This window comes from Kribbella polygonati (genome assembly GCF_050320105.1).
Classification (GTDB): domain Bacteria; phylum Actinomycetota; class Actinomycetes; order Propionibacteriales; family Kribbellaceae; genus Kribbella.
This window is the reverse complement of record NZ_CP190129.1, coordinates 5,047,025-5,066,906: the sequence shown is the minus strand read 5'-3', so window position 1 is coordinate 5,066,906 and position 19,882 is coordinate 5,047,025. Positions and strand designations below refer to the sequence as shown.

Genomic DNA, 19,882 nt, shown 5'->3' with positions numbered 1-19,882 from the left:
CACACAGTGGGAGGTCAGGTTACCGGACCGGACCGCTGGTCACACCGGAGTGACCGCGTCGGCCTCCCGGCCCTTCGGCCCGTCGACGATCTGGAACTCGACCGGCTGGCCGTCCTCGAGCGTCTTGTACCCGTCGGAGACGATCTTGCTCCAGTGCACGAACACGTCGTCCTGCCCGTCGACGGCCAGGAAGCCGTACCCCTTGTCCGCGTTGAACCACTTCACGGTGCCGCGCACCATCGAATCTCCTCGACCACGGAACCCGCTTCACCCGGGCCCCTCGCGACCAGCAATCTTAATCGAGCCGCCGGCGATCAGCGCCGTGCCCACCAAAGCCGCGCTCACCCAGAGCGGGCCACGGAAGCCGGCGGCGCCGATCGCGAGGCCGCCGAGGACCGGTCCGGCGGCGGCGCCGACGTTCAGGGCGGCGGTGGCCAGGCCGCCGCTCAGCACCGGGTACGCCGACCCGGCGTACAGCGCGTATGCGATCAGCGTCGAGCCGACCGCGAACGACAGCGCGCCCTGGACGAGGACCAGCACGACGGACGGTACGACGTACGCCGCCGTCAGCGCGAAGGCGCACCACCCGAGCAGCAGGATGCCTCCGGCAACGAGTACGGGCCGGTGGTCGCGGCGGTCGGCGTACCGCCCGGCGACGGTCACGCCCGCGAACGAGCCGACGCCGAACAGCGCGAGCAGTGCCGGGACCCACGCACTGTCGAGCCCGGTGACGTCGGTGAGAACCGGTGAGAGGTAGGTGAACGAGCAGAAGGTCGCGCCGTTGACCAGGGCGCCGAGCACCAGCAGTACGACGAGCCGTGGCGAGACGCGGATGCCGGCCTGAACGGTGGGTCCGGTGGCGCGGGAGGGGACCGAGCGGAGGATCCCGATCAGCGCGGGCAGCGAGATCAGCGCGACCGCCCAGAACGCGGACCGCCAGCCGAGGTACCGCCCGAGCACGGCACCCGCCGGTACGCCGACGATGCACGCGAGCGTCGTACCGCCGAGCAGGACCGACGTCGCGCGACCCTTGGCGTCCGGGCGGACCAGGCTGGTCGCGGTGGCGAGCGCGATCGCGAGGAAGCCCGCGTTCGCGAGCGCGGCCAGCACCCGGGTGGCGAGCAGTACGGCGAAGCTGCCGGTCAGCGCGCCGGCCACGTGCACCGCGAGGAAAACGGTCAGTGTCGCGAGCAGCGTCCGGCGCCGCGGCCAGCGGGCGCCGAGGACCGCGATCGCCGGCGCGCCGACGATCATCCCGAGCGCGAACGCGGACGTCAGCCAGCCGGCCGCCGGGATCGAGACGCCCAGGTCCTGGGCGATGTCCGGGCCGAGCCCGGAGAGCATGAATTCGGAGGTGGCCTGCGCGAAAACGGCAAGGCCGAGCAGGTACAGCACGAAAGGCATAGAAGTACTCCGTAACCAGAAGACGGCATGAGGTCGTCTCCGGCCGGTTCAACGTGCGAACGGCCGGCGGTTACGGTTTGTCTGCCTCCGGGCTGGACATGGGGGAGAGTCTAGCCCCGGTGCGACGCGGCCAGGCCGAGGAGGCCGGCGGCGACCAGCAGGAGGGCGCTGGTCACGCCGAGGTCCTTGGTCTCCAGGACGCCGTTGTCGGTGAGCATCCAGATCGTGGCGGCGCCGGACAGGACGGTGCCCGCCACCACGCCGGGAACATCCGGCTTGGTCCTGCGCTGCTGGCTCATCCGCGTTCCACCTTGATACTGCCGAGTTTGAGGGACAGGTCCAGGGTGACCTGCTCGCCGGGCTTCGCGTCCGCGCCCAGGTCGTCCAGGGTCAGCTTCGCATTATGGCCGCTGCGGTCCTCGTTGAGGAAGGCAACGTTGCCCATCTCGGTCGACAGTTGCCCCTTCACGTCGACGTTGTCCGGGAGCTTGACGACCACCTCGCCGGCGCCGCCGCGCACCTCCACCTTGGCCCCGGGGGCGAACTTCGCCTTGGTCAGGTCCAGGTTCACCGACCCGGCGTCGAACTGGTAGCTCGACCCGGTCGCGGTGATCGTCTGGCCCACCGGCGCCACATAGTTGGTGTCGGCGAAGTTCCGCGGTACGGCGGTGAAGACCGTGCTGACCACCGCACCGAGCGCGAGCAGGATCCCGAGCGGGAGCAGGCCGAGCGTGCGGCCGACGAACCCGCCGAGCAGCATGCCCGCACCGAGCGTGGCCAGGCCGATCACCAGCATCGTGGACGTCGCCGCCCCGGCCAGCGCCGCGATCGCGATCGCCAGCCCGGTCAGGACGACGACGATCGACTTGACGCCGCGGACGCCCTTCGCGGGCGGAGCGGCCGGCGTGCTCGCGGCCGGTGTCCTGGGGCCGTTCGGCGGCTCGTCGGCGTACAGCCCGAGGGGGTCGTCCTCGGTCCACACAGACTGGACCGGTTCGACGGTGCGGTCCTGGGGTCGCTGTGGGGCCGAGGACGACGGGCCCGCCGGCGGAGCCGACGGACCGGTCTGCGGGGGCATGAACGCGGAGCTGTACTGCTGCGCCGAGGTGGTGTCCTGCGGGCGCTGCTGACCCTGCTGACCTTGCTTGGCGCAGTTGGCCTTGCGGTGCTTGGAGAGCAGCCAGATGACCGCGATCACGATCACCGGGCCCGGGATGAAGTGGCCGAACTTGAACGACGACATGGTCGCGATCGCGGCGAACACGCAGATCCCGATCACGACCGGCCAGAACCACGGGTGGTCGGTCCGGATCCGGTCGCCGAGCAGGCCCTGCACCGGCACCCGGTCGCTGCCCTCCTCGGGCATCAGCAGCCAGGCGGCGACGTAGAAGATCAGCCCGGGGCCGCTGATGATCAGCACGGCCATCACCACGCGGACCAGCACGGGGTCGATGTTCAGCCCGCGGCCGATACCGCCGCAGACGCCCGCGACCCAGCGGTCCGACCTGCTGCGCCGCCAGGTCTGGGGGTTCTGCAGGCGGTCGCGGTCGAACCCGGCGGGTCCACTCTGGTTCTGCTCCATGTCATCGATGGTCACACCGATCCCCGGACCGGACATCGGGGACGCACCCTGACGGCTCCCGGAGTGCGTGGAATTCGGGGTTCTCCCGGAGCGGACCCTGAGCGCCGTACGCCGGCGCTGAGGAGGCGGCCGGGGACAAGCCCGCTGGTGTCGGACCGGTCCGCATGTGACGATCGTTGTGATGAGCCAGCCAGCAGCCATGCCGCCGGGCGGACCTCCGAAGACGGAGGGCCAGCCCGAGCCTACGCCTGGGCAGAACCAGGACCAGTGGCGCTACAAGGGCTGGGGGCCTGAGGGCCCCGGCCAGTACCAGGGCCCCTATGCGGCGTACGCCGCCCGCATGGGAACGGCAGGCACCGCCCACGGCAGCGCAGGTGGCGCCGGCGCACCGGGCATGCCTGGTGGGGCCGGTGGGCCGGGGATGCCTGGTGGGGCCGGTGGGCCGGGGATGCCTGGTGGGGCCGGTGGGCCGGGGATGCCTGGTGGGCTCGGTGGGCCGGGGATGGCCGGTGGGCCGGGGGTGGCTGGGGGTGTTGGTGCGCCTGCCGGTGGGTGGGGCGCGGCCGGCTACGGCCAGCCGGTCTCCGGGGCGCCGCAGGCGGCCGCCCCGCCGCGGCGGGCGTACCGGCGTACGGAGGGGCGGGTGATCGCCGGGGTCGCCGGTGGGGTTGCGGATCACCTGGGGATCTCGGACACCGTCGTACGGCTGGTGCTGATCGCGACCACGGTGTCGGGCGGGTTCGGCGTACTGATCTACGCGGCACTGTGGTTCCTGATGCCGCTCGCGCCGGACCGGGTGCCGGGCGCGCCCGGGCTCGCCGCGCACACGCGCAGCGGGATGCGGACCGACGAGCAGCCGGCGCCGGTCACCGAGGCGAAGCAGCGGAAACGGGAGAAGAGCCGCGGGCAGCTGCCCGCGCTGGTGGCCATCGGCATCGGCCTGCTGATCCTGCTGCAGGTCGCCGGGTTCGGCATCGCCGGGAAGCTGTTCTGGCCGCTGGTGTTCGCCGCGACCGGTCTGGCGCTGATCTGGCGGCAGGCCGACGAGGCGCAGAAGGACAAGTGGACGCAGGACATCCGGGTCCCGATCCTCGGCCTGGTGCTCGGCAAGGGCGGCTGGAAGTCGCTGGTCCGGATCGCTGTCGGCCTGGTCCTGCTCGGGACCGCGGTCACGCTGTTCCTGGTCCAGAACGGCCGGCTCCAGATGGTCGGCGACGTACTGATCGCCCTGCTGCTCGCGGTCGTCGGCATCGGCGTGATCGCCGGCCCGTGGGTGCACCGGCTGACCCGGGACCTGAACTCCGAGCGCGCCGAGCGGGTCCGCTCCCAGGAGCGCGCCGACATGGCCGCGCACCTGCACGACTCGGTCCTGCAGACGCTGGCGCTGATCCAGAAGCAGGCCGACGACCCGAAGGCGGTCGCCCGGCTGGCCCGGTCGCAGGAGCGCGAGCTGCGGTCCTGGCTGTACGACGAGGACCACGACAAGGACCAGACGATCGCCGGCGCCGCGAAACAGGCGGCCGCCGAGGTGGAGGACTCGCACGGCGTACCGATCGAGGTGGTCACGGTCGGCGACTGCGACCTGACCGAGCCGCTGGCGTCGATGGTCCGGGCCGCGCGGGAGTCGATGGTGAACGCGGCCAAGCACTCCGGTGCTGCGAAGATCGACGTGTTCGTCGAGGTGGACGGCGACCGGGTGGAGATGTTCGTCCGCGACCGCGGCAAGGGGTTCGACGTGGACGAGGTCCCGGACGACCGGCTCGGCTTGCGGCACAGTGTGATGGGCAGGATGGAACGGCACGGCGGCCGCGCGACGGTGCGGTCCGATCCGGAGACAGGGACCGAAGTGCGACTGGAGATGGACAGATGAGCAGCAGGCGCGTTGTCGTCGTCGACGACCACGACATGTTCCGGGCCGGGGTCCGCAGCGAGATCGGTACGGCGGTCGACATCGTCGGGGAGGGGTCCGACGTCGACACCGCGGTGAAGGCGATCGTCGGCACCGAGCCCGACGTCGTACTGCTCGACGTGCACCTGCCGGGTGGCGGCGGTACCGAGGTGATGAAGCAGGTGCACCAGCGGCACCCCGACATCAAGTTCCTGGCGCTGTCGGTGTCCGACGCGGCCGAGGACGTGATCGGCGTGATCCGGGCCGGCGCCCGCGGGTACGTGACCAAGAACATCTCCGGCACCGAGCTGGTGGACGCGATCAACCGGGTCGCCGAGGGCGACGCCGTGTTCTCGCCGCGGCTGGCCGGCTTCGTCCTGGACGCGTTCTCCGGCGCGATCGACATCGCCTCGGTGGACGAGGACCTCGACCGGCTCTCCCAGCGCGAACGCGAGGTGCTCCGGCTGATCGCCCGCGGCTACGCGTACAAGGAGGTCGCCCGCGAGCTGTTCATCTCGGTGAAGACCGTGGAGACCCACGTCTCGTCCGTACTGCGCAAACTCCAGCTCTCGAACCGCCACGAACTGACCCGCTGGGCCACGGACCGTCGCCTGGTCTGAGCACCGCGTACTGGCGCGTTTCGGCCAGGGCATGGATTCGCCACTCCGTAGCGGCGGTCCGGGCTTGGGAGCTGTTATACGGTCGACTGTTATGGAGCGGAATCTCACAGCCGATCAGCTCGCGCTCTTCGAGAAGGAGTTCGCGTCGAACCCGCAGTACCGGGTGATGCAGAACGCCGTCACGCAGACGCCGGTCAACAACATCGCCCTGGATCGTCAGGTCGTCACGTCGATGGACCATTCGGTGTCCCATCTGCTGGACGACTGGAAGGTGACCAACCAGAAGAAGAGCGGCCGGTGCTGGATGTTCGCCGGGCTGAACCTGCTCCGGGTCGGAGCCGCCGGGAAGCTCGGCGTCAAGGACTTCGAGTTCTCCCAGAACTACGTGCTGTTCTGGGACAAGTTCGAGCGCGCGAACTTCTTCCTGGAGGCGATCATCGAGACCGCCGGCCGGGACGCCGACGACCGGACGGTGGCGCACCTGCTGTCCGACCCGATCGGTGACGGCGGCCAGTGGAACATGTTCATCGCGGTGGTCCGCAAGCACGGCCTGGTGCCGAAGAGCGCGATGCCGGAGAGCGAGAGCTCGTCGGCCACCGCGCAGCTGAACGACATCCTCCGCAAGCTGCTCCGGCAGGGCGCGCGCGACCTGCGGGCGCTGGACGGCGACGACGCCCGGCGGGACCGCAAGGGCGAGATCCTGACCACCGTGCACCGGGTGCTGAGCATCCACCTGGGGACGCCGCCGCAGAAGTTCCTGTGGCAGTGGAAGGACACCGACAAGGGCTTCCACCGCGACGGCTGGATCACCCCGACCGAGTTCGCGGCGAAGTACGTGCAGCTGCCGGTCGACGACTACGTCTGCCTGGTGCACGACCCGCGGTCGACCAGTCCGGTCGGCCGGACGTTCACCGTGGACTTCCTCGGCAACGTGATCGACGCGCCGCCGGTGGTGTACCTGAACGTCGAGATGGACCTGATGAAGCAGCTCACCCAGGACGCGATCGTCGGCGGCGAGCCGGTCTGGTTCGGCTGTGACGTCGGCAAGCAGATGAACGGCGACCTCGGCTTCTGGGACGCCAAGCTGTACGACTACGAGGCCGTGTACGACACCGAGTTCTCGCTGGACAAGGCCGAGCGGCTGGTGCACCACGAGACGCTGATGACGCACGCGATGCTGTTCACCGGTGTCGACGTGGTGGACGGCAAGCCGCGGCGCTGGCGGGTCGAGAACAGCTGGGGCGACGAGAAGGCCGACAGCGGCTTCTGGACCATGAACGACTCGTGGTTCGGCGAGCACGTCTTCGAGATCGCCGTACGCCGTTCCGCGCTGCCGGCCGACCTGCAGGCCCGCCTGGACGACGAGCCGATCGTCCTCCCGGCCTGGGACCCGATGGGCGCCCTCGCCGACTGAACCTTTGCTCTCATCCCCGCCGTAGGGCCGCCGTCAGGCGGTGCAAACGTCTGCGGCGGGGACGCAGAGTGGTCTGGCGACCTTGCGGACGTTCGGTCGCGACCGTCGCCGCGCGGACGGCGAGTTCGTCGTTCAACGGTTCGAGTTCTTCGACGCCGTAGCGCCGCTGCAATGCGCACAGCAGCAGGTGATCGGCCAGTGCCGGATTCTTCGGCAATGCCGGGCCGTGCAGATACGTGCCGATCGTGTTGCCGACCACGGCCCCTTCCTCACCTGTGCCGCCGTTGTTGCCGAATCCCTGCCGAACCGTCCCGAGCGGCTGCTGGCCCTCGTCGAGCACCGTCCGGCCCGAGTGGTTCTCGAATCCGACCAGTTGCCCGAACGGGCTGTCCACCACGATGTTCCCGATCATCCGCTGCGGCCCCGCGGTGGTCCGGCTCCGGAAGATCCCGAGCCCCGGGAAATGCCGCCCGTCGGCGTCGAAGAAATCCCGGCCGAACAGCTGGTAGCTCCCACAGATCAGCAGCATCGGGACCCCGTCGGCGGAGATCTTCCGCAATTCGTCGCCACGCGCGAGTAAATCCTCCGCATTGGCGGTCTGCGCGGAATTCTGGCCGCCGCCGCCGAACACCAGGTCCACACTCGAGAAGTCGAAAACCTGGCCCGGTTCGACCGGCAGTATCTCGGCCCGGAAACCCCGCCATTCCAGCCGTTTCGCCAGCGTGATGACATTTCCCAGATCGCCGTACACGTTGAGATCCCGGGGATACAGGTGGGCGATCCGCACCGTCCTGGTCATGCGGCCTCCTGCCGGCTGCGAAGGGCCCGGCGTACCTGCAGCATCGCGGTGTAGGTCGGCAGGATGTACCCGTCCCCGCCCGGCGGCAGCCCGGCCAGCAGCCGGGAGATCCCGTCGTCGACGCTGGACGCCACGGCCGCCTCGGTTCCGGCATAGTGCAGCCGCAACGCCATCTCGTACGCCCGCGTCCCGGCCGTCACGACCTCGGGCTCACCGGCCGTCAAGGCCTCCAGCGGTACGTCCCACAGCCAGGACACGTCGCGGCCGTCGGCGGGCAGGTCGTTGACCGCGATCAGTACGCGCGGCTGCGCCCGCCCGACCAGGAACGTGTCCAGCACCTGCGCGAACCCCGCCGGGTTCTTGATCAGCAGCAGCCACAGCGTCCGGCCCTGCACCTCGGTCTTCTCGACCCGCCCGAACGCCGCCTCGGTCGTCCCGATGGCCTCTGCCGTCACCGCCGGATCGAGGCCTACGCCCGCCGCGACACTCACCGCGGCGAGCGCGTTGTAGAGGTTGTACGTCCCGGACAGCCCGCACCGCACCTGCCGGCGTACGCCGCCCTCCGACACCGTGAACTCCGTGCCGTCGAGGTCCGCATGCGTCACCTCGGTGACCGCGACGCCCGGCGTGGGCCGGTCGAAGTCGCCGTTCGGGCAGCTGTAGTGACCGAGGTGGCTGTAGAAGACGCGGTCGAACCGCAACCGCTCACCGCACCGCGGGCACCGGTCCGAGTCGACCGCGGACCGTACGTCGGTCAGCCGCTCCGGCAGCTGCTCGACCCCGAAATAGCTGACCCGGTCAGGCCCGCTCGCCGCGTCCGCGAGGCTCGCGACCCGGGCGTCGTCGGCGTTCAGGTACAGCCGGGCGTCCACGGCCGCGATGCCCTCGGCGAGCAGCGCGGCCGTCGTGTCGACCTCGCCATACCGGTCGAGCTGGTCGCGGAACAGGTTCAGCACCACGAGGTGCCGCGGCCGCAGCTCCGGCGCGACCAGGCGCAGGCTGGCCTCGTCGACCTCGAACACGCCGATTCCGCCGCGGATCCGGCCGCGCAGGTCGGCCGCCGAGAGCAGCGCGGAGACGACGCCGCTGCGAAGGTTCGCGCCGGACTCGTTGGTGAGCACGGACTCGCCGGCGTGGCGCAGCGCCGCGACCAGCAGCTTCGTGGTCGTGGTCTTTCCGTTGGTGCCGGTCACCAGAATGCAGCCGCCCGGTAATTGTGCTGCCAATTTCTGGGGCAAGTTCGGTGCTATTTTTCCGACGATCACACCGGGTAGCGTCCGGCCGCCCCGGCCGAGCCACCGGCTGAGCGTGGCCACGGTCCGGGCAAGGGCAATCGCAGCCGTTTCTCGCATACCCGAATTCTACGGCCGGCGGTCAATTGGAACTCAGCGTCCGCTCAGCTCAGTAAATGCTCAGGAAACCCAACTCAGTAAATGCTCAGGAAATAAGTTTCAATGCCTCGGCGGGACGTTCCAGCGTGGGCAGGTGGCCGGCCCACGGGAGGTGGATCCGCTCCGCGGTGGGCAGCCGCTCGGCGAGGTAGTCCGCGCTGTCGGCGAAGAACCTGAAGTCGTGCCCACCGGTGATCAGCCGCACCGGCACGGTGAGCTTCTCCGGCTCGACCGGCCATTCCTCGTTGTCCACGTCCCCGGCGGCGAGCTGTACGTCGTACGCGCGCTTCTGCATCGTCCGCAGCAGCTCGCGGGCCTCGTCGCCGGCCTCCGGGCCGATCCAGCGGCGGACGGTCAGGTCGGTCGCGCCGTCGACGTCGCCCGCCTCGAGGAGCTTGCCCTCCTCGCCCCACAGGGCGCGCAGGTCGTCGTCGGGCACCACGTTGTCGGTCGGCGCGCAGATCAGCACCAGCCGCGCGAACAGGTCCGGCCGCCGGCTCGCGACCTGCTGTACGACGTACCCGCCGAACGAGGCGCCGACCGCCGTCACGTCCCGCGCGCCGAGCTCCTCGAGGACCGCGAGTACGTCGCCGGCGTCGGAGTACTGCGGCGCCGACGGGGTCTCGCCGTACCCCCGCAGGTCCAGGGTGATCACCCGATGGCTGGTCTTCAGCTCCGCCACCTGCCGCGCCCACATTCGCGAATCGGCGACGCCGGCGTGCACCAGCAACATATCCGGGCCGTCCCCGGTCACCGCATGAGAAATCGTCATGCGTGCACCCTCGCTGCCCGGTCGGCGTTGCGGCAAATCGATTACAGACGGACCACGGTGAATGCCTCGGCGTAATGATTGGCCGGGAATCCCGCGGTGCTCGCGACCCGGGCGAAGTTCGCCCGGATGCCGGTGCGGAGGCCGTCGGGGTCGCGGTGCTGGCTGGTGTGCGACATCAGCGCGGCGAGCTTCCGGTCGAACGTGTCGGTGACGTCGACGTAGTGGTTGGCCGTTGGGTGGTCCATCATCCACAGTTCGCCGACGTCCCACGCCTCCTCGGTCATTTCCGGGTAGGCGTACGGGTTGCCGGCCGCCGGGTAGAACGCCCGCACGGTCGCCTCGGCGGCGGCCAGGTGGTCCGGGTGCGAGACCTGCAGGCGGTGCCACGAGCGCTCGGGGGACTGGGTGAGGATGCGCTGCGGGCGGACCGTGCGGATCACCCGGCTGATGTCGCGGACCAGTTCCACGGTCGGCTCGACGGCGCCGTCCTGGTACCCGAGGAAGTGCAGGTCGTGGACGCCGACGTGCGCCGCGGCGGCGGTCTGCTCGGCCCGTCGTACGGCGGGGATCTCGGCCCGGTCGCGCTCCGGCTCGAAGCCGCCGGCCTGACCGTCGGTGACGATGCAGTACCGCACCTCGATGCCGGCCTTCGTCCACAGCGCGACCGTGCCGGCGCCGCCGAAGTCGATGTCGTCGGGGTGGGCGACCACCACGAGAATCCGCTCGATCTCTTCATCAGGTCGTGGTTCGGTCACGGGTTGACACTAGTTGCTTGCCCGGGCGGGCACAGTGGAATTCATGGAGTTCGGTGGCACCTGCGATCCACAGGACGCCGGCTTCGACCCCGAGCGGCTCGCGGAGGCGATCGGGCTGATCGAGGCGCGTGGTGGGGTCGCGCAGCTGTGCGTCGTCCGGAACGGGCGGGTCGCGGTCGACCGCTCGTTCGGGTGCTCACCGAACGCGTTGTTCTGGCTCTTCTCCGCGAGCAAGCCGTTCGTCGCGGTGGTCGTCCACCAGTTGGTCGAGTCCGGGCGGCTGCACCTCGACGACGCGGTGGCGGCGTACTGGCCGGAGTTCGCGCGGAACGGGAAGCGCGAGATCACCGTCCGGCAGGTGCTACAACACCGGTCGGGGGTGTCGCACGCCGGCTCGTACCTCGGTGAGGCGCGGGCGATGAGCGACTGGGCGCGGTCGCTGCGGCGGATCGAGGACGCCAGGCCGCGCTGGCCGATCGGGACCGTCGCGTACAGCCCGCTGGCGTTCGGGTTCGTGCTCGCCGAGGTGGTGCGGCGGTGCAGCGGCTTCCCGATCGAGGAGCTGGTACGGCGGGACGTGCTCGAACCGCTCGGGCTCGCCGACACGTACCTCGGGCTGCCGGCGGAGGAGTGGGGCCGGCATGTGCCGATCAAGGCGAGTGGTCCGGCGGGGCCGTTCTTCCGGTCGGTGCTGAACCGGCGGAGTACGCGGGCGGCCGTCGTACCGGCGGCCGGGATCTCGACGACGGCGCGGGACCTGGCGACGTTCTACCAGGGGCTGTTGGTCGGGGCGCTGCTCGGTCCGGCGACGCTCGCGGTCGCGGTCGAGCCGAGCAGCGAGGGTGAGCTGGACCGGACCGTGCAGGCGCCGATCCGGTGGTCGAACGGTTTCCAGCTGGGCGGACCGCGGTGGCTCGACGGCGCTGGGACGCCGCTCGGGTCGCTGAGCAGTCCCCGGACGTTCGGCCACAACGGCAGCAACTGCTGCATCGGCTGGGCCGACCCGGACCGCCGGATCGCCTACGCCTACCTGACAAACCGGGTCGGCCACCCCAAGACGGACCTCCAGCACCACTCAGCCGTCGCCGACGCGGTGCTCGCCGCGGCGCTGTAGGGACCGCCAGGCCATCACAATCGCGGCACCGCGCCGGTCCTCAGGCGTGAGCGCCCGCCGAGCGACCGATTGTGATGGCCTGGCGGTCCGCCCTCACCTCAGGACCGGCGCCGGGAGGCCGATGGTGATTGCCTGGCGTCGGCTCTCACCTGAGGACCGGCGCCAGGAGGCCGATGGTGATGCCTGGCGTCCGCCCTCACACGAGCGCGGGCGCCGGGTGGCCGATGGTGATGGGCCGGCGGTCCGTTCTCAGACGAGGGCCGGGGCCGGGAGGCGTTCGGCGATGACGTGGTCGACGATTCCGTACGCCTTCGCGCCCTCGGCGGTGAGGACGTGGTCGCGGTCGGTGTCGTGGCGGAGGCGTTCGACGGTCTGCCCGGTGTGCCGGGCGAGGATCTCCTCGACCTGGCCGCGGACCCGCACCACCTCGTCGGCCTGCAGGATCAGGTCCGGGATGGTGCCCTGCCCGCGCCCGGCCGGCTGGTGCAGGACGACCCGCGCGTGCGGCAGGATCGCCCGCCGCCCCTCGGTCCCGCCGGCCAGCAGCACCGCCCCGGCGGAGATCGCCTGCCCGACGCCGTACGTCGCGACCGGCGCCTGGATGTAGCGCATCGTGTCGTAGATCGCCAGCATCGCGGACATGTCGCCGCCCTCGCAGTTGATGTAGAGGCTGATCTCCGCCTCCGGGCTGTCCGTCTCCAGGTGCAGCAGCTGCGCGATGATCGCGTTCGCGACGCCGGAGTCGATCGGCGTCCCGAGGTACACGATCCGCTCGGTCAGCAGATGCGAGTAGACGTCCATGATCCGCTCACCCCGAGGGTGCGACGCGATCACGTTCGGAATGGTGTAGCTGCTCATGCGGCCGCCCTTCGTGGCATCACCTGGTCGAACGACTCGACGATGTGGTCGATGAAGCCGTACTCGCGGGCCTGTTCCGCGGTGTACCAATGGTCGTGCAGCGAGTCCTCGTGCACGGTCTCGAACGGCTGCCCGGTGTCGCTCGCGATCAGGCCGAGCACGGTGTCGCGGATGTGCCGCAGGTCGTTCGCCTGGATCTCGATCTCCACCGCGGAGCCGCCGATCCCGGCCGACCCCTGGTGCATCAGCACCCGGGCGTGCCGCAGCGCGTACCGCTTGCCGGGCGTACCGGCCGACAGCAGGAACTGGCCCGCGCTGCAGGCCAGCCCGATCGCCAGCGTCGACACGTCGCACGGCACCAGCCGCATCACGTCCCGGATCGCCAGCATCGACGGCACCGACCCGCCGGGCGAGTGGATCCACAACGCGATGCCGGTGTCCGGGTCCTCGGCCGCCAGCGACATGATCTGGCTGGCGATCAGGGTCCCGTTGTCGTCGTCGAGCACGCCGTCCAGCACGACGATCCGCTGCCCGAGCAGCCGTTGCCGGGCGGTCTCGTTGAACAGCGGCGGTTTCATGTCTTCTGCCATGTGTCCAAGGGTGTCCGCGCCGGACCGCCCGATCCCAGCTTTTCTGCTGACGGCAACTCTGCCCACAGCAAAGCCGGCCGCGGACGCGCGGTTCGAACCGGTTTTCGGAAAGTGTCGGGGGGAGCGCCTAAGGTGTTGGGTGATGACTACGCTGTTCTCGCCTGATGAGCTTCCGGTGCCGCTGGAGGAGTCCAAGACGTCCCGTCCCGACCCGGACGCGCTGCTCGAGGGACTGAATCCGCAGCAGCGCGCGGCGGTGGTGCATGCCGGGAAGCCGTTGCTGGTGGTCGCCGGCGCGGGGTCGGGGAAGACCCGGGTGCTGACCCGGCGGATCGCCTACCTGCTGGCGGCCCGGGACGCGCACCCGGGGTCGATCCTCGCGATCACGTTCACCAACAAGGCCGCCGCGGAGATGCGGGAGCGGGTCGTCGACCTGGTCGGGCCGCGGGCGAAGATCATGTGGGTCTCGACGTTCCACTCGTCCTGTGTGCGGATCCTGCGCCGCGACATCAAACGGTTCGGGATCAACTCGACGTTCTCGATCTACGACGACACGGATTCCCGGCGGCTGATGACGCTGGTCTGCCGCGAGCTCGACCTGGACGTCAAGCGGTACAACCCGCGCGCCGTGCTGAACTGGATCTCCACCCAGAAGAACGAGCTGATCGACCACGAGACGGCCGCCGCGAAGGCGGAGAACCATCTCGAGGAGACGTACGCCGAGTGCTACCGGATCTACCAGGAGCGGCTCGCGCAGGCGAACGCGCTGGACTTCGACGACCTGCTGATGACCACGGTCAACCTGCTGCAGGCGTTCCCCGAGGTCCGCGAGTACTACCGGCGCCGCTTCCGCCACGTGCTCGTCGACGAGTACCAGGACACCAACCACGCGCAGTACACGCTGATCCGTGAGCTCTGTGGTGAGGATCCCGCCGACTACAACGGCCCGACCGCGCCGCCGGCCGAGCTGATGGTGGTCGGTGACTCGGACCAGTCGATCTACGCGTTCCGCGGGGCGACGATCCGGAACATCCTCGCGTTCGAGGAGGACTTCGCCGGCGCCGAGACGATCCTGCTCGAGCAGAACTACCGGTCCACCCAGACCATCCTGTCGGCGGCGAACGCGGTGATCGCGCGCAACGAGGGCCGGATGGCGAAGAACCTCTGGTCCGACCAGGGCGCCGGCGAGCAGATCGCGGTGTACGTCGCGGACAACGAGCACGACGAGGCGCAGTTCGTCGCCGACGAGATCGACCGGCTCGCCGACGCCGACGGGGTGAAGCCGTCCGACGTCGCGGTGTTCTACCGGACCAACGCGCAGTCCCGGGTGTTCGAGGAAGTGTTCATCCGCACCGGCCATCCGTACAAGGTGGTCGGCGGTGTCCGGTTCTACGAGCGCAAGGAGGTCCGCGACGCGCTCGCGTACCTGCGCGTGCTGGTGAACCCGGAGGACACCGTCTCGCTGCGCCGGATCATGAACGAGCCGAAGCGCGGGATCGGCGACCGGGCCGAGGCCGCGATCGAGGCGCTCGCGCAGCGGGACCGGATCTCGTTCGCGCAGGCGATGCGCCGCGCCCAGGACGCACCGGCGATGGCGTCCCGCTCGGTGAACGCCGTCCAGGCCTTCGTCGACATCCTCGACGAGCTGACCGCGATGGTGGACTCGGGCGCGCCGCCGGACGACATCCTGGACGTCGCGCTGCACCGCTCCGGGTACCACGAGGCGCTGCAGAAGTCGCCGGATCCGCAGGACGAGACCAGGCTGGAGAACCTGGACGAGTTCATCTCGGTGGCGCGCGAGTTCGTCGAGGAGCGGACCGCGGCGGGCGAGCCGGCCGACCTGCAGGCGTTCCTGGAGCGGGTCGCGCTGGTCGCGGACGCCGACCAGATCCCGGACGCGGCCACCGACGGCGTGGTCACGCTGATGACGCTGCACACCGCCAAGGGCCTGGAGTTTCCGGTCGTGTTCCTGACCGGCATGGAGGACGGCGTCTTCCCGCACTCCCGGTCGCTCACCGACCTGAAGGAGCTCGAGGAGGAACGCCGGCTCGCGTATGTCGGGATCACCCGGGCGCGGCAGCGGCTGGCGATCTCCCGGGCCGCGGTCCGGTCGGCGTACGGCGCTCCGCAACACAACCCGCCGTCCCGGTTCCTGGAGGAGATCCCGGCGGAACTGCTCGACTGGCGGCGCGACGACTCCGCGATCACCCGCTGGTCCGGCACCGGCACGGTCCGCGGCAGCGGGATCCCGAGCCGGTACGAACCGGCCCGCAAAACGGCGTCCGACAAGCCGGTGATCAGCCTGAACCCGGGCGACCGGGTGGTGCACGACAGCTTCGGGATGGGCACCGTCGTGGTGGTCCGCGGCGAGGGCCAGCAGGCGCAGGCCGACATCGATTTCGGCTCCGAAGGCGTGAAACGTCTGCTGCTCCGCTACGCACCGGTGGAAAAGATTTAACTGATAAGCGTTGCATCTGACCCGGAGATTGAGACAATCAAGGATCTTCGGCCCCTCCCGGAAGCGCGCCCCTATGCCCAAGTCGTCGGCCGCCAACCGCCGGATCATCCTGGCGGGAGCCAATCCTGGCCTCCGGCTGTTCGACGAGCACGGCAAGGTCACGGCGTACGCCTCGATCTGGATGGTCGACTGGTCGATCCGCGGTGCGGGTACGGCGGTGGTGCTCTGGTTCGACGGGATCGTCCGGGTGGTGTCCGAGGACGTCGACCTGGCGTCCTGGCTGGAGCGGTACTTCGTCCGCTCGTTCCTCGAGGTCCAGGGGCTGCCGTGGCACGAGCCGGCCGTCGAGCGGGATCTGGTCCAGGTCTCGATGAACCTCGCGGACGGGCTGAGCGCGAAGGCCGCGGACATCCAGATCGAGATGGGCGGCGTACTGGACCGGCGGCTGTTCGCGACCGACAACTTCCAGCTCGCCGAGGGCAACCACAGCCTCAGCCTCGTCATCGCCCCCGTCCGCTCCGCAACCGTCTCCATCGGCGGCGCCTCAGTCCCCGGCTTCGTCCAGGTAGACGGCTCCCCCGACCGACCGGGCTCCTCCGCCTTCCTCACCACCGCCGAGGTCTGGCAGCGCTAGACCCAGGGGTCCGGGTAGAGCACCGCCGGATCACCGATCCGGTACGTCGGCATCGACTCACCCAGCCACGCCTGCTCGACCACGACCCCGGTCTGCGCCTCGAGGTGAGCCAGACACAGCGCGTACGCCGAACCCAGCTCACGCTGGGGTCCGATCGCCCACTCGGGCCGTGTGTCGGACTGCACCTCGTAGGGGTGATACGGGTACAGCGCCTCGAAGAGTGCCGTGATCCGGCCGTCCTTGGCCTCGGTCAGCCAGCCGTGGGTGTTCACGTTCCAGTACACGCTGAAGAAGTGCCCGCCGGCCGAGCACCGCCGGGCGACCTGTGGGACGGAGCCGGTCCAGCCGTTGCTCTCCAGTGCGACCGTGTAGTCACCGACTTGGCGTAGTTGGACGTGGAATGTGAGACCCGGGTATGCCTCGCCTTGGAGTGCGCCTGCCTCGAAGAAGGTGAGGGGGCCGAGGGATTCCTCGGCGCCGTACGCCTCGAGAAGGGCGTCCGGGTGCGAGCTGACGGCGATCGTCCAGGCGTCGATCGAGTTGGCCCAGTCGTAGTTGGTCATTGGAGGGTCCACCAGTTCTCCATGCGGGCGACAGCGCGGTGGTCGCCGGTAGTGGCTCGTTGGAGGCGGAACAGGTAGGCGGCGATGCCGGCGGCGCCTTGCATCCAGCCGACGCCGGGCCGGAGCAGCGGTTCGTCGTTGCGGTGCTCGACGAACCGCCAGTAGCCGTCGGGGTAGGCGTGGGCGACGAGGGTGTCACCCATCCGTACGGCGAACTCCAGGTCCCGGTCGTCGCCGTCGCGGTGCCAGGCGTCGAGGAACGCGTCGCCGACTCCCGCCGTACCGCAGCAGCGGCCGTCGTTGTCCCAGAACCCGGGATGGAGCCGCTCGGGGATCCCGGAGAATCGCACGCCGTCGAGGCAGCGGCGGCGCCAGGTGGTGGGGGATTCTCCGGCGATCGACGGTACGCCGGCGTACTCGAGCGCGGCGAACGCGGCCGCGGTACCGGCGCCGCCGTGGCACCAGTTGTAGGTGAACTCGTCCCCGTGCCGCTCCGCCCACGGAATCACCCGCGGCACCCGGAACCCGCGGTCGTCGGTGATCCCGATCGTCAGCAGATGCTCCACCCCACGCCGCGCCACGTCGACCAGTTCCGGCCGCCCGAACTCCACCCCGGCCACGGCGAGCACGGCAGCGATCCCAGCCAGCCCGTGCGAGAAGTTCGGCATCTCGGTCGGCTCGTCCCTCCGAAACCGCCGAGAAACAAACTGCCAGTTCACCCCGGTAGCCAACTCCTCCCGCTCCCCAAGCAACAGCTGGATCGCCCGCCCAGCAAGCTCGACTGCCGCGGAGCGGAGCGCGGTGGGGGCGCCGTCGGGCAGCTCGGTCGCACGGCGGGAGAAGCTCGCCGGTGGAGCGCCGGCCCCCGCCGGCGCGGGGGACGGGGTGCTAGGACCGGATCGGGTGGTCGGATCGGGTGGGGTGGGTGAGTGGGGTGGGGCCGGCGTGCGGCTCGCTGGGTCGGTTTCGTTTGTGTCTTGGCGGAGTGCCCAGAGGGCGCCAAGCAGGATGGCGCCGGTGCCGAGGGTGATGTCGTTGGCTACGGCGCCGGGGGTGTAGCGGGGCTCGGCGAGGAAGCTTTCGGGCCAGCCGTTGGTGGTTTGCAGGTTGTGCAGGCGGGTGAGGGCTGCGGCGGTGCCCGGCTGGTCGAGGGCGGTGAGTACGCCGATCGAGCTGACCAGGCCGTCGAAGAACGTGGTCGTGGTCGTGGACGGGATCGTCGTACGGATCCGGTTGCCGATCGCCGTCGCCAGGTCCTCCTCGGCGGACGTCCAGGGGCGGGTCAGCCGGAGCTCGGCCAGTACGTGCGCCAGTCCGCCGATGCCGTTGTGCATGCTGTCCCGGTCCTCCGGGTGCTCGTCACCGGCGTACTCCGGGATCCACGGGCCGTCGTCGTCCCGCCGTACCTGGTCGAGCACCCACGCCCACGACGCCTCCGCGAGCTCGCCGTACCTCACGGCTTCGCGTTCCGCAGCCGGATGCCGCTCCATTCGAGCGTGCTGGTGGTCGCCGCCGCCCAGAAGTCGTGCAGCCGCGGCAGCACCCGCAGCTGGATCCCCGCCTCCTCGTGCAGCTCGAACAGGTCCCCGACCCGCTCCGGCGGCCCCAACGGCCGTACGTCGGTGGTCGCGACCACGGCGGCGTCGTGCGCGACGAACGCCCCCGCGGGCAGCCGGTAGGCGTACAGCTCGACGGTCCGCATCGCGTCCAGCCAGCCGTACTCGACGGCGTGCACGCGGGTACCGGAGCCGGCGCCGATGATCCGGTCGCGGTCCTCGGGAGTGGTGTCCGGCCCCACCCAGGCCATCGCCCGCGGGCACTCCCGCGGGAACCAGTAGTCGGGCGCACGCTCGTGGCCGACGGCCCAGACGTACGCGGTGCCCTGGCGCGCCGTGTTCGCGACGTGCGGGCGGAAGATCTCGATGCTCGGATCCTCGGAGAAATGCAGTACCTCACCAGCGGCCGGACGCATGCGCCGCAGCCTAGTCCCCGAGGCGCGCGCCCGGGGGATTCGTCACATGGCGGTGTACGGGTTGAGGCCGCAGTGGTTGCGCAGCCACGGGTCGGGGTCGACCGCGGCGCCGCCGCCCGGGTGCACCTCGAAGTGCAGGTGCGGGCCGGTGGTGTTGCCGGTCATCCCGACCGCGCCGACCTGGTCACCGGCGTACACGGTCTCGCCGACCGACACGCTGAACTTCGACATGTGGTTGTACCAGGTCGTGGTGCCGTCCTCGTGCCGGATCTGGACCTGGCGGCCGTACGGGCCGGCCCAGTCGGCGAAGATCACCACGCCCTTCATCACGGCGCCGATCCGGGTACCGATCGGGGCGGCGAAGTCGAGGCCGGTGTGGTTGTGAGCCCAGCGGTTGCCGCCCTGCCCGAACGTCGCGGTGATGTGGTAGCCGGTCAGCATGATCTGACAGCGGGTCGCGGACTCGCGGGCCTTCTTCTCGGCCGCGTCGGCCTTCGCCTTCGCGAGGGCCAGTGCGTTCGCCCGCTTGGCGGTGAGCGCCTTGCTGGCGTTCAGCTTCGCGGCGCGGGCCTTGGCCAGCTGGGTGGCCGCGGACTGCTTCTTGGTGGTCGTCGTGTCGGCCAGCTGGACCCGGGAGGAGTCACGGGTGGCGAGCTGGCGCGCCTGGATGCGTGCCGTGGTGATGCCGGACAGCTGCTGCCCACCGTCCAGGCTGAGGGCCGCGAGGTTGACCGCGGAGTTCGCCTGGGTCGGTGACGCCAGTGAGCTGTGGCTGAAGCCGACAGCTCCGGCGGCCGCGGCGAGCGCGGCGGTCAGTCCGACGATCTGGGTACTGCTCGGGGTGTTACGCCTGGCGACGCGATGCTTGGCACTATGACGTCCTGCGCCGTTCTTGCGCGCAGCGTTGCCGGGCGTGACGCGGTCTCCCGCGGCACGGTGCTGGGACACAACGTGGCCTTTCGGTCACAGGGGAGGGGAACTGTCCGCCCTCTCGGAGGGTTATTCCCCGGGAGGACTCACAGACCATAACGGAAGGGTCACGGGGTGACAAACCCCGCCACCCACTTT

20 protein-coding genes are annotated in these 19,882 nt (G+C 70.2%); 6 read left to right on the top strand and 14 right to left on the bottom strand.

All coding sequences use genetic code 11. The features are described 5' to 3' along the window. Window positions 1-39: 39 nt before the first annotated feature. The 4 genes from ACQHIV_RS23955 to ACQHIV_RS23940 form a co-directional block, all read right to left on the bottom strand. Window positions 40-240, bottom strand: a complete 201-nt coding sequence (locus ACQHIV_RS23955; RefSeq protein ID WP_427885272.1) for a cold-shock protein — start codon at window positions 238-240, stop codon at window positions 40-42. Between the two features lie 27 nt (window positions 241-267). Continuing rightward, window positions 268-1,404 (bottom strand): Cmx/CmrA family chloramphenicol efflux MFS transporter, encoded by a 1,137-nt coding sequence (locus ACQHIV_RS23950; protein ID WP_427885270.1) that lies wholly within the window; start codon window positions 1,402-1,404, stop codon window positions 268-270. A gap of 110 nt (window positions 1,405-1,514) precedes the next feature. After that, on the bottom strand, window positions 1,515-1,703 hold the full coding sequence (locus ACQHIV_RS23945; protein WP_427885269.1) for a hypothetical protein: 189 nt from the start codon (window positions 1,701-1,703) through the stop codon (window positions 1,515-1,517). Continuing rightward, the gene (locus ACQHIV_RS23940) at window positions 1,700-3,001 is read right to left on the bottom strand and encodes a PspC domain-containing protein (protein ID WP_427885267.1); all 1,302 of its coding nucleotides are present in this window, start codon (window positions 2,999-3,001) and stop codon (window positions 1,700-1,702) included. Before ACQHIV_RS23940 ends, ACQHIV_RS23945 begins: the two co-directional genes overlap by 4 nt. Before the next feature lie 166 nt (window positions 3,002-3,167). Here ACQHIV_RS23940 and ACQHIV_RS23935 point away from each other — a divergent pair, with 166 nt between their 5' ends. The 3 genes from ACQHIV_RS23935 to ACQHIV_RS23925 all read left to right on the top strand — a co-directional run bounded on the left by ACQHIV_RS23935 (window position 3,168) and on the right by ACQHIV_RS23925 (window position 6,908). Next, window positions 3,168-4,856 carry a PspC domain-containing protein gene (locus ACQHIV_RS23935; protein WP_427885265.1) on the top strand — a complete coding sequence of 563 codons (1,689 nt, stop codon included), beginning with the start codon at window positions 3,168-3,170 and terminating at the stop codon, window positions 4,854-4,856. Then, window positions 4,853-5,494 carry a response regulator gene (locus tag ACQHIV_RS23930; protein WP_427885263.1) on the top strand — a complete coding sequence of 214 codons (642 nt, stop codon included), beginning with the start codon at window positions 4,853-4,855 and terminating at the stop codon, window positions 5,492-5,494. Before ACQHIV_RS23935 ends, ACQHIV_RS23930 begins: the two co-directional genes overlap by 4 nt. Before the next feature lie 91 nt (window positions 5,495-5,585). Next, complete coding sequence (locus ACQHIV_RS23925; RefSeq protein ID WP_427885262.1) at window positions 5,586-6,908, top strand: aminopeptidase C; 1,323 nt, start codon at window positions 5,586-5,588, stop codon at window positions 6,906-6,908. 10 nt (window positions 6,909-6,918) lie between these two features. Here the strand turns inward: ACQHIV_RS23925 and ACQHIV_RS23920 are convergent, their stop codons facing one another. The 4 genes from ACQHIV_RS23920 to ACQHIV_RS23905 form a co-directional block, all read right to left on the bottom strand. After that, on the bottom strand, window positions 6,919-7,695 hold the full coding sequence (locus tag ACQHIV_RS23920; protein WP_427885260.1) for a type 1 glutamine amidotransferase: 777 nt from the start codon (window positions 7,693-7,695) through the stop codon (window positions 6,919-6,921). A gap of 8 nt (window positions 7,696-7,703) precedes the next feature. Further along, window positions 7,704-8,900: a MurT ligase domain-containing protein gene (locus ACQHIV_RS23915; protein WP_427885259.1), complete on the bottom strand. Its 1,197-nt coding sequence runs from the start codon at window positions 8,898-8,900 to the stop codon at window positions 7,704-7,706. A gap of 244 nt (window positions 8,901-9,144) precedes the next feature. Then, window positions 9,145-9,870 carry an alpha/beta fold hydrolase gene (locus tag ACQHIV_RS23910; protein WP_427885257.1) on the bottom strand — a complete coding sequence of 242 codons (726 nt, stop codon included), beginning with the start codon at window positions 9,868-9,870 and terminating at the stop codon, window positions 9,145-9,147. 41 nt (window positions 9,871-9,911) lie between these two features. Continuing rightward, complete coding sequence (locus ACQHIV_RS23905) at window positions 9,912-10,625, bottom strand: PIG-L deacetylase family protein (RefSeq protein WP_427885256.1); 714 nt, start codon at window positions 10,623-10,625, stop codon at window positions 9,912-9,914. A 43-nt stretch (window positions 10,626-10,668) separates the two neighbouring features. On the opposite strand from ACQHIV_RS23905, the gene ACQHIV_RS23900 reads away from it, so the two are divergent. After that, window positions 10,669-11,739 carry a serine hydrolase domain-containing protein gene (locus ACQHIV_RS23900; protein ID WP_427885254.1) on the top strand — a complete coding sequence of 357 codons (1,071 nt, stop codon included), beginning with the start codon at window positions 10,669-10,671 and terminating at the stop codon, window positions 11,737-11,739. A 249-nt stretch (window positions 11,740-11,988) separates the two neighbouring features. Here the strand turns inward: ACQHIV_RS23900 and ACQHIV_RS23895 are convergent, their stop codons facing one another. Together ACQHIV_RS23895 and ACQHIV_RS23890 are read right to left on the bottom strand one after the other, a co-directional pair. Then, a complete protein-coding gene (locus ACQHIV_RS23895; protein ID WP_325036536.1) occupies window positions 11,989-12,597 on the bottom strand; it encodes an ATP-dependent Clp protease proteolytic subunit in 609 nt (202 codons plus the stop codon). After that, on the bottom strand, window positions 12,594-13,187 hold the full coding sequence (locus ACQHIV_RS23890; RefSeq protein WP_427885252.1) for a ClpP family protease: 594 nt from the start codon (window positions 13,185-13,187) through the stop codon (window positions 12,594-12,596). The genes ACQHIV_RS23895 and ACQHIV_RS23890 overlap by 4 nt, the downstream gene beginning before the upstream one ends. Before the next feature lie 142 nt (window positions 13,188-13,329). Between ACQHIV_RS23890 and pcrA the strand changes: the two genes are divergently transcribed. Both pcrA and ACQHIV_RS23880 read left to right on the top strand, forming a co-directional pair. Beyond that, window positions 13,330-15,645, top strand: coding sequence for a DNA helicase PcrA (pcrA, locus tag ACQHIV_RS23885; RefSeq protein ID WP_427885250.1), 2,316 nt, complete (start codon window positions 13,330-13,332; stop codon window positions 15,643-15,645). Window positions 15,646-15,718: 73 nt separating this feature from the next. Beyond that, on the top strand, window positions 15,719-16,279 hold the full coding sequence (locus ACQHIV_RS23880; RefSeq protein ID WP_427885249.1) for a hypothetical protein: 561 nt from the start codon (window positions 15,719-15,721) through the stop codon (window positions 16,277-16,279). Here ACQHIV_RS23880 and ACQHIV_RS23875 read toward each other — a convergent pair. Genes ACQHIV_RS23875 through ACQHIV_RS23860 form a run of 4 tightly spaced genes read right to left on the bottom strand, consistent with a single transcriptional unit; the run spans window position 16,276 to window position 19,762 of the window. After that, the gene (locus tag ACQHIV_RS23875) at window positions 16,276-16,842 is read right to left on the bottom strand and encodes a DUF6461 domain-containing protein (protein WP_427885247.1); all 567 of its coding nucleotides are present in this window, start codon (window positions 16,840-16,842) and stop codon (window positions 16,276-16,278) included. The two genes, ACQHIV_RS23880 and ACQHIV_RS23875, sit on opposite strands and share 4 nt — an antisense overlap. After that, window positions 16,839-18,332 carry a lanthionine synthetase LanC family protein gene (locus ACQHIV_RS23870; RefSeq protein WP_427885245.1) on the bottom strand — a complete coding sequence of 498 codons (1,494 nt, stop codon included), beginning with the start codon at window positions 18,330-18,332 and terminating at the stop codon, window positions 16,839-16,841. The genes ACQHIV_RS23875 and ACQHIV_RS23870 overlap by 4 nt, the downstream gene beginning before the upstream one ends. After that, a complete protein-coding gene (locus tag ACQHIV_RS23865; RefSeq protein WP_427885243.1) occupies window positions 18,296-18,814 on the bottom strand; it encodes a DUF6886 family protein in 519 nt (172 codons plus the stop codon). The genes ACQHIV_RS23870 and ACQHIV_RS23865 overlap by 37 nt, the downstream gene beginning before the upstream one ends. 42 nt (window positions 18,815-18,856) lie before the next feature. Beyond that, window positions 18,857-19,762 (bottom strand): M23 family metallopeptidase, encoded by a 906-nt coding sequence (locus tag ACQHIV_RS23860; protein ID WP_427885242.1) that lies wholly within the window; start codon window positions 19,760-19,762, stop codon window positions 18,857-18,859. Between the last annotated feature and the right edge of the window lie 120 nt (window positions 19,763-19,882).

What these genes read in the sequence shown, in the direction of transcription:
- ACQHIV_RS23955 (WP_427885272.1), bottom strand. Translation starts at nt 240, where the DNA reads ATGGTGCGCGGCACCGTGAAGTGGTTCAACGCGGACAAGGGGTACGGC.
- ACQHIV_RS23950 (WP_427885270.1), bottom strand. Translation starts at nt 1,404, where the DNA reads ATGCCTTTCGTGCTGTACCTGCTCGGCCTTGCCGTTTTCGCGCAGGCC.
- ACQHIV_RS23945 (WP_427885269.1), bottom strand. Translation starts at nt 1,703, where the DNA reads ATGAGCCAGCAGCGCAGGACCAAGCCGGATGTTCCCGGCGTGGTGGCG.
- ACQHIV_RS23935 (WP_427885265.1), top strand. Translation starts at nt 3,168, where the DNA reads ATGAGCCAGCCAGCAGCCATGCCGCCGGGCGGACCTCCGAAGACGGAG.
- ACQHIV_RS23930 (WP_427885263.1), top strand. Translation starts at nt 4,853, where the DNA reads ATGAGCAGCAGGCGCGTTGTCGTCGTCGACGACCACGACATGTTCCGG.
- ACQHIV_RS23925 (WP_427885262.1), top strand. Translation starts at nt 5,586, where the DNA reads ATGGAGCGGAATCTCACAGCCGATCAGCTCGCGCTCTTCGAGAAGGAG.
- ACQHIV_RS23910 (WP_427885257.1), bottom strand. Translation starts at nt 9,870, where the DNA reads ATGACGATTTCTCATGCGGTGACCGGGGACGGCCCGGATATGTTGCTG.
- ACQHIV_RS23900 (WP_427885254.1), top strand. Translation starts at nt 10,669, where the DNA reads ATGGAGTTCGGTGGCACCTGCGATCCACAGGACGCCGGCTTCGACCCC.
- ACQHIV_RS23895 (WP_325036536.1), bottom strand. Translation starts at nt 12,597, where the DNA reads ATGAGCAGCTACACCATTCCGAACGTGATCGCGTCGCACCCTCGGGGT.
- ACQHIV_RS23890 (WP_427885252.1), bottom strand. Translation starts at nt 13,187, where the DNA reads ATGGCAGAAGACATGAAACCGCCGCTGTTCAACGAGACCGCCCGGCAA.
- pcrA (WP_427885250.1), top strand. Translation starts at nt 13,330, where the DNA reads ATGACTACGCTGTTCTCGCCTGATGAGCTTCCGGTGCCGCTGGAGGAG.
- ACQHIV_RS23880 (WP_427885249.1), top strand. Translation starts at nt 15,719, where the DNA reads ATGCCCAAGTCGTCGGCCGCCAACCGCCGGATCATCCTGGCGGGAGCC.
- ACQHIV_RS23875 (WP_427885247.1), bottom strand. Translation starts at nt 16,842, where the DNA reads ATGACCAACTACGACTGGGCCAACTCGATCGACGCCTGGACGATCGCC.
- ACQHIV_RS23870 (WP_427885245.1), bottom strand. Translation starts at nt 18,332, where the DNA reads ATGGAGCGGCATCCGGCTGCGGAACGCGAAGCCGTGAGGTACGGCGAG.
- ACQHIV_RS23865 (WP_427885243.1), bottom strand. Translation starts at nt 18,814, where the DNA reads ATGCGTCCGGCCGCTGGTGAGGTACTGCATTTCTCCGAGGATCCGAGC.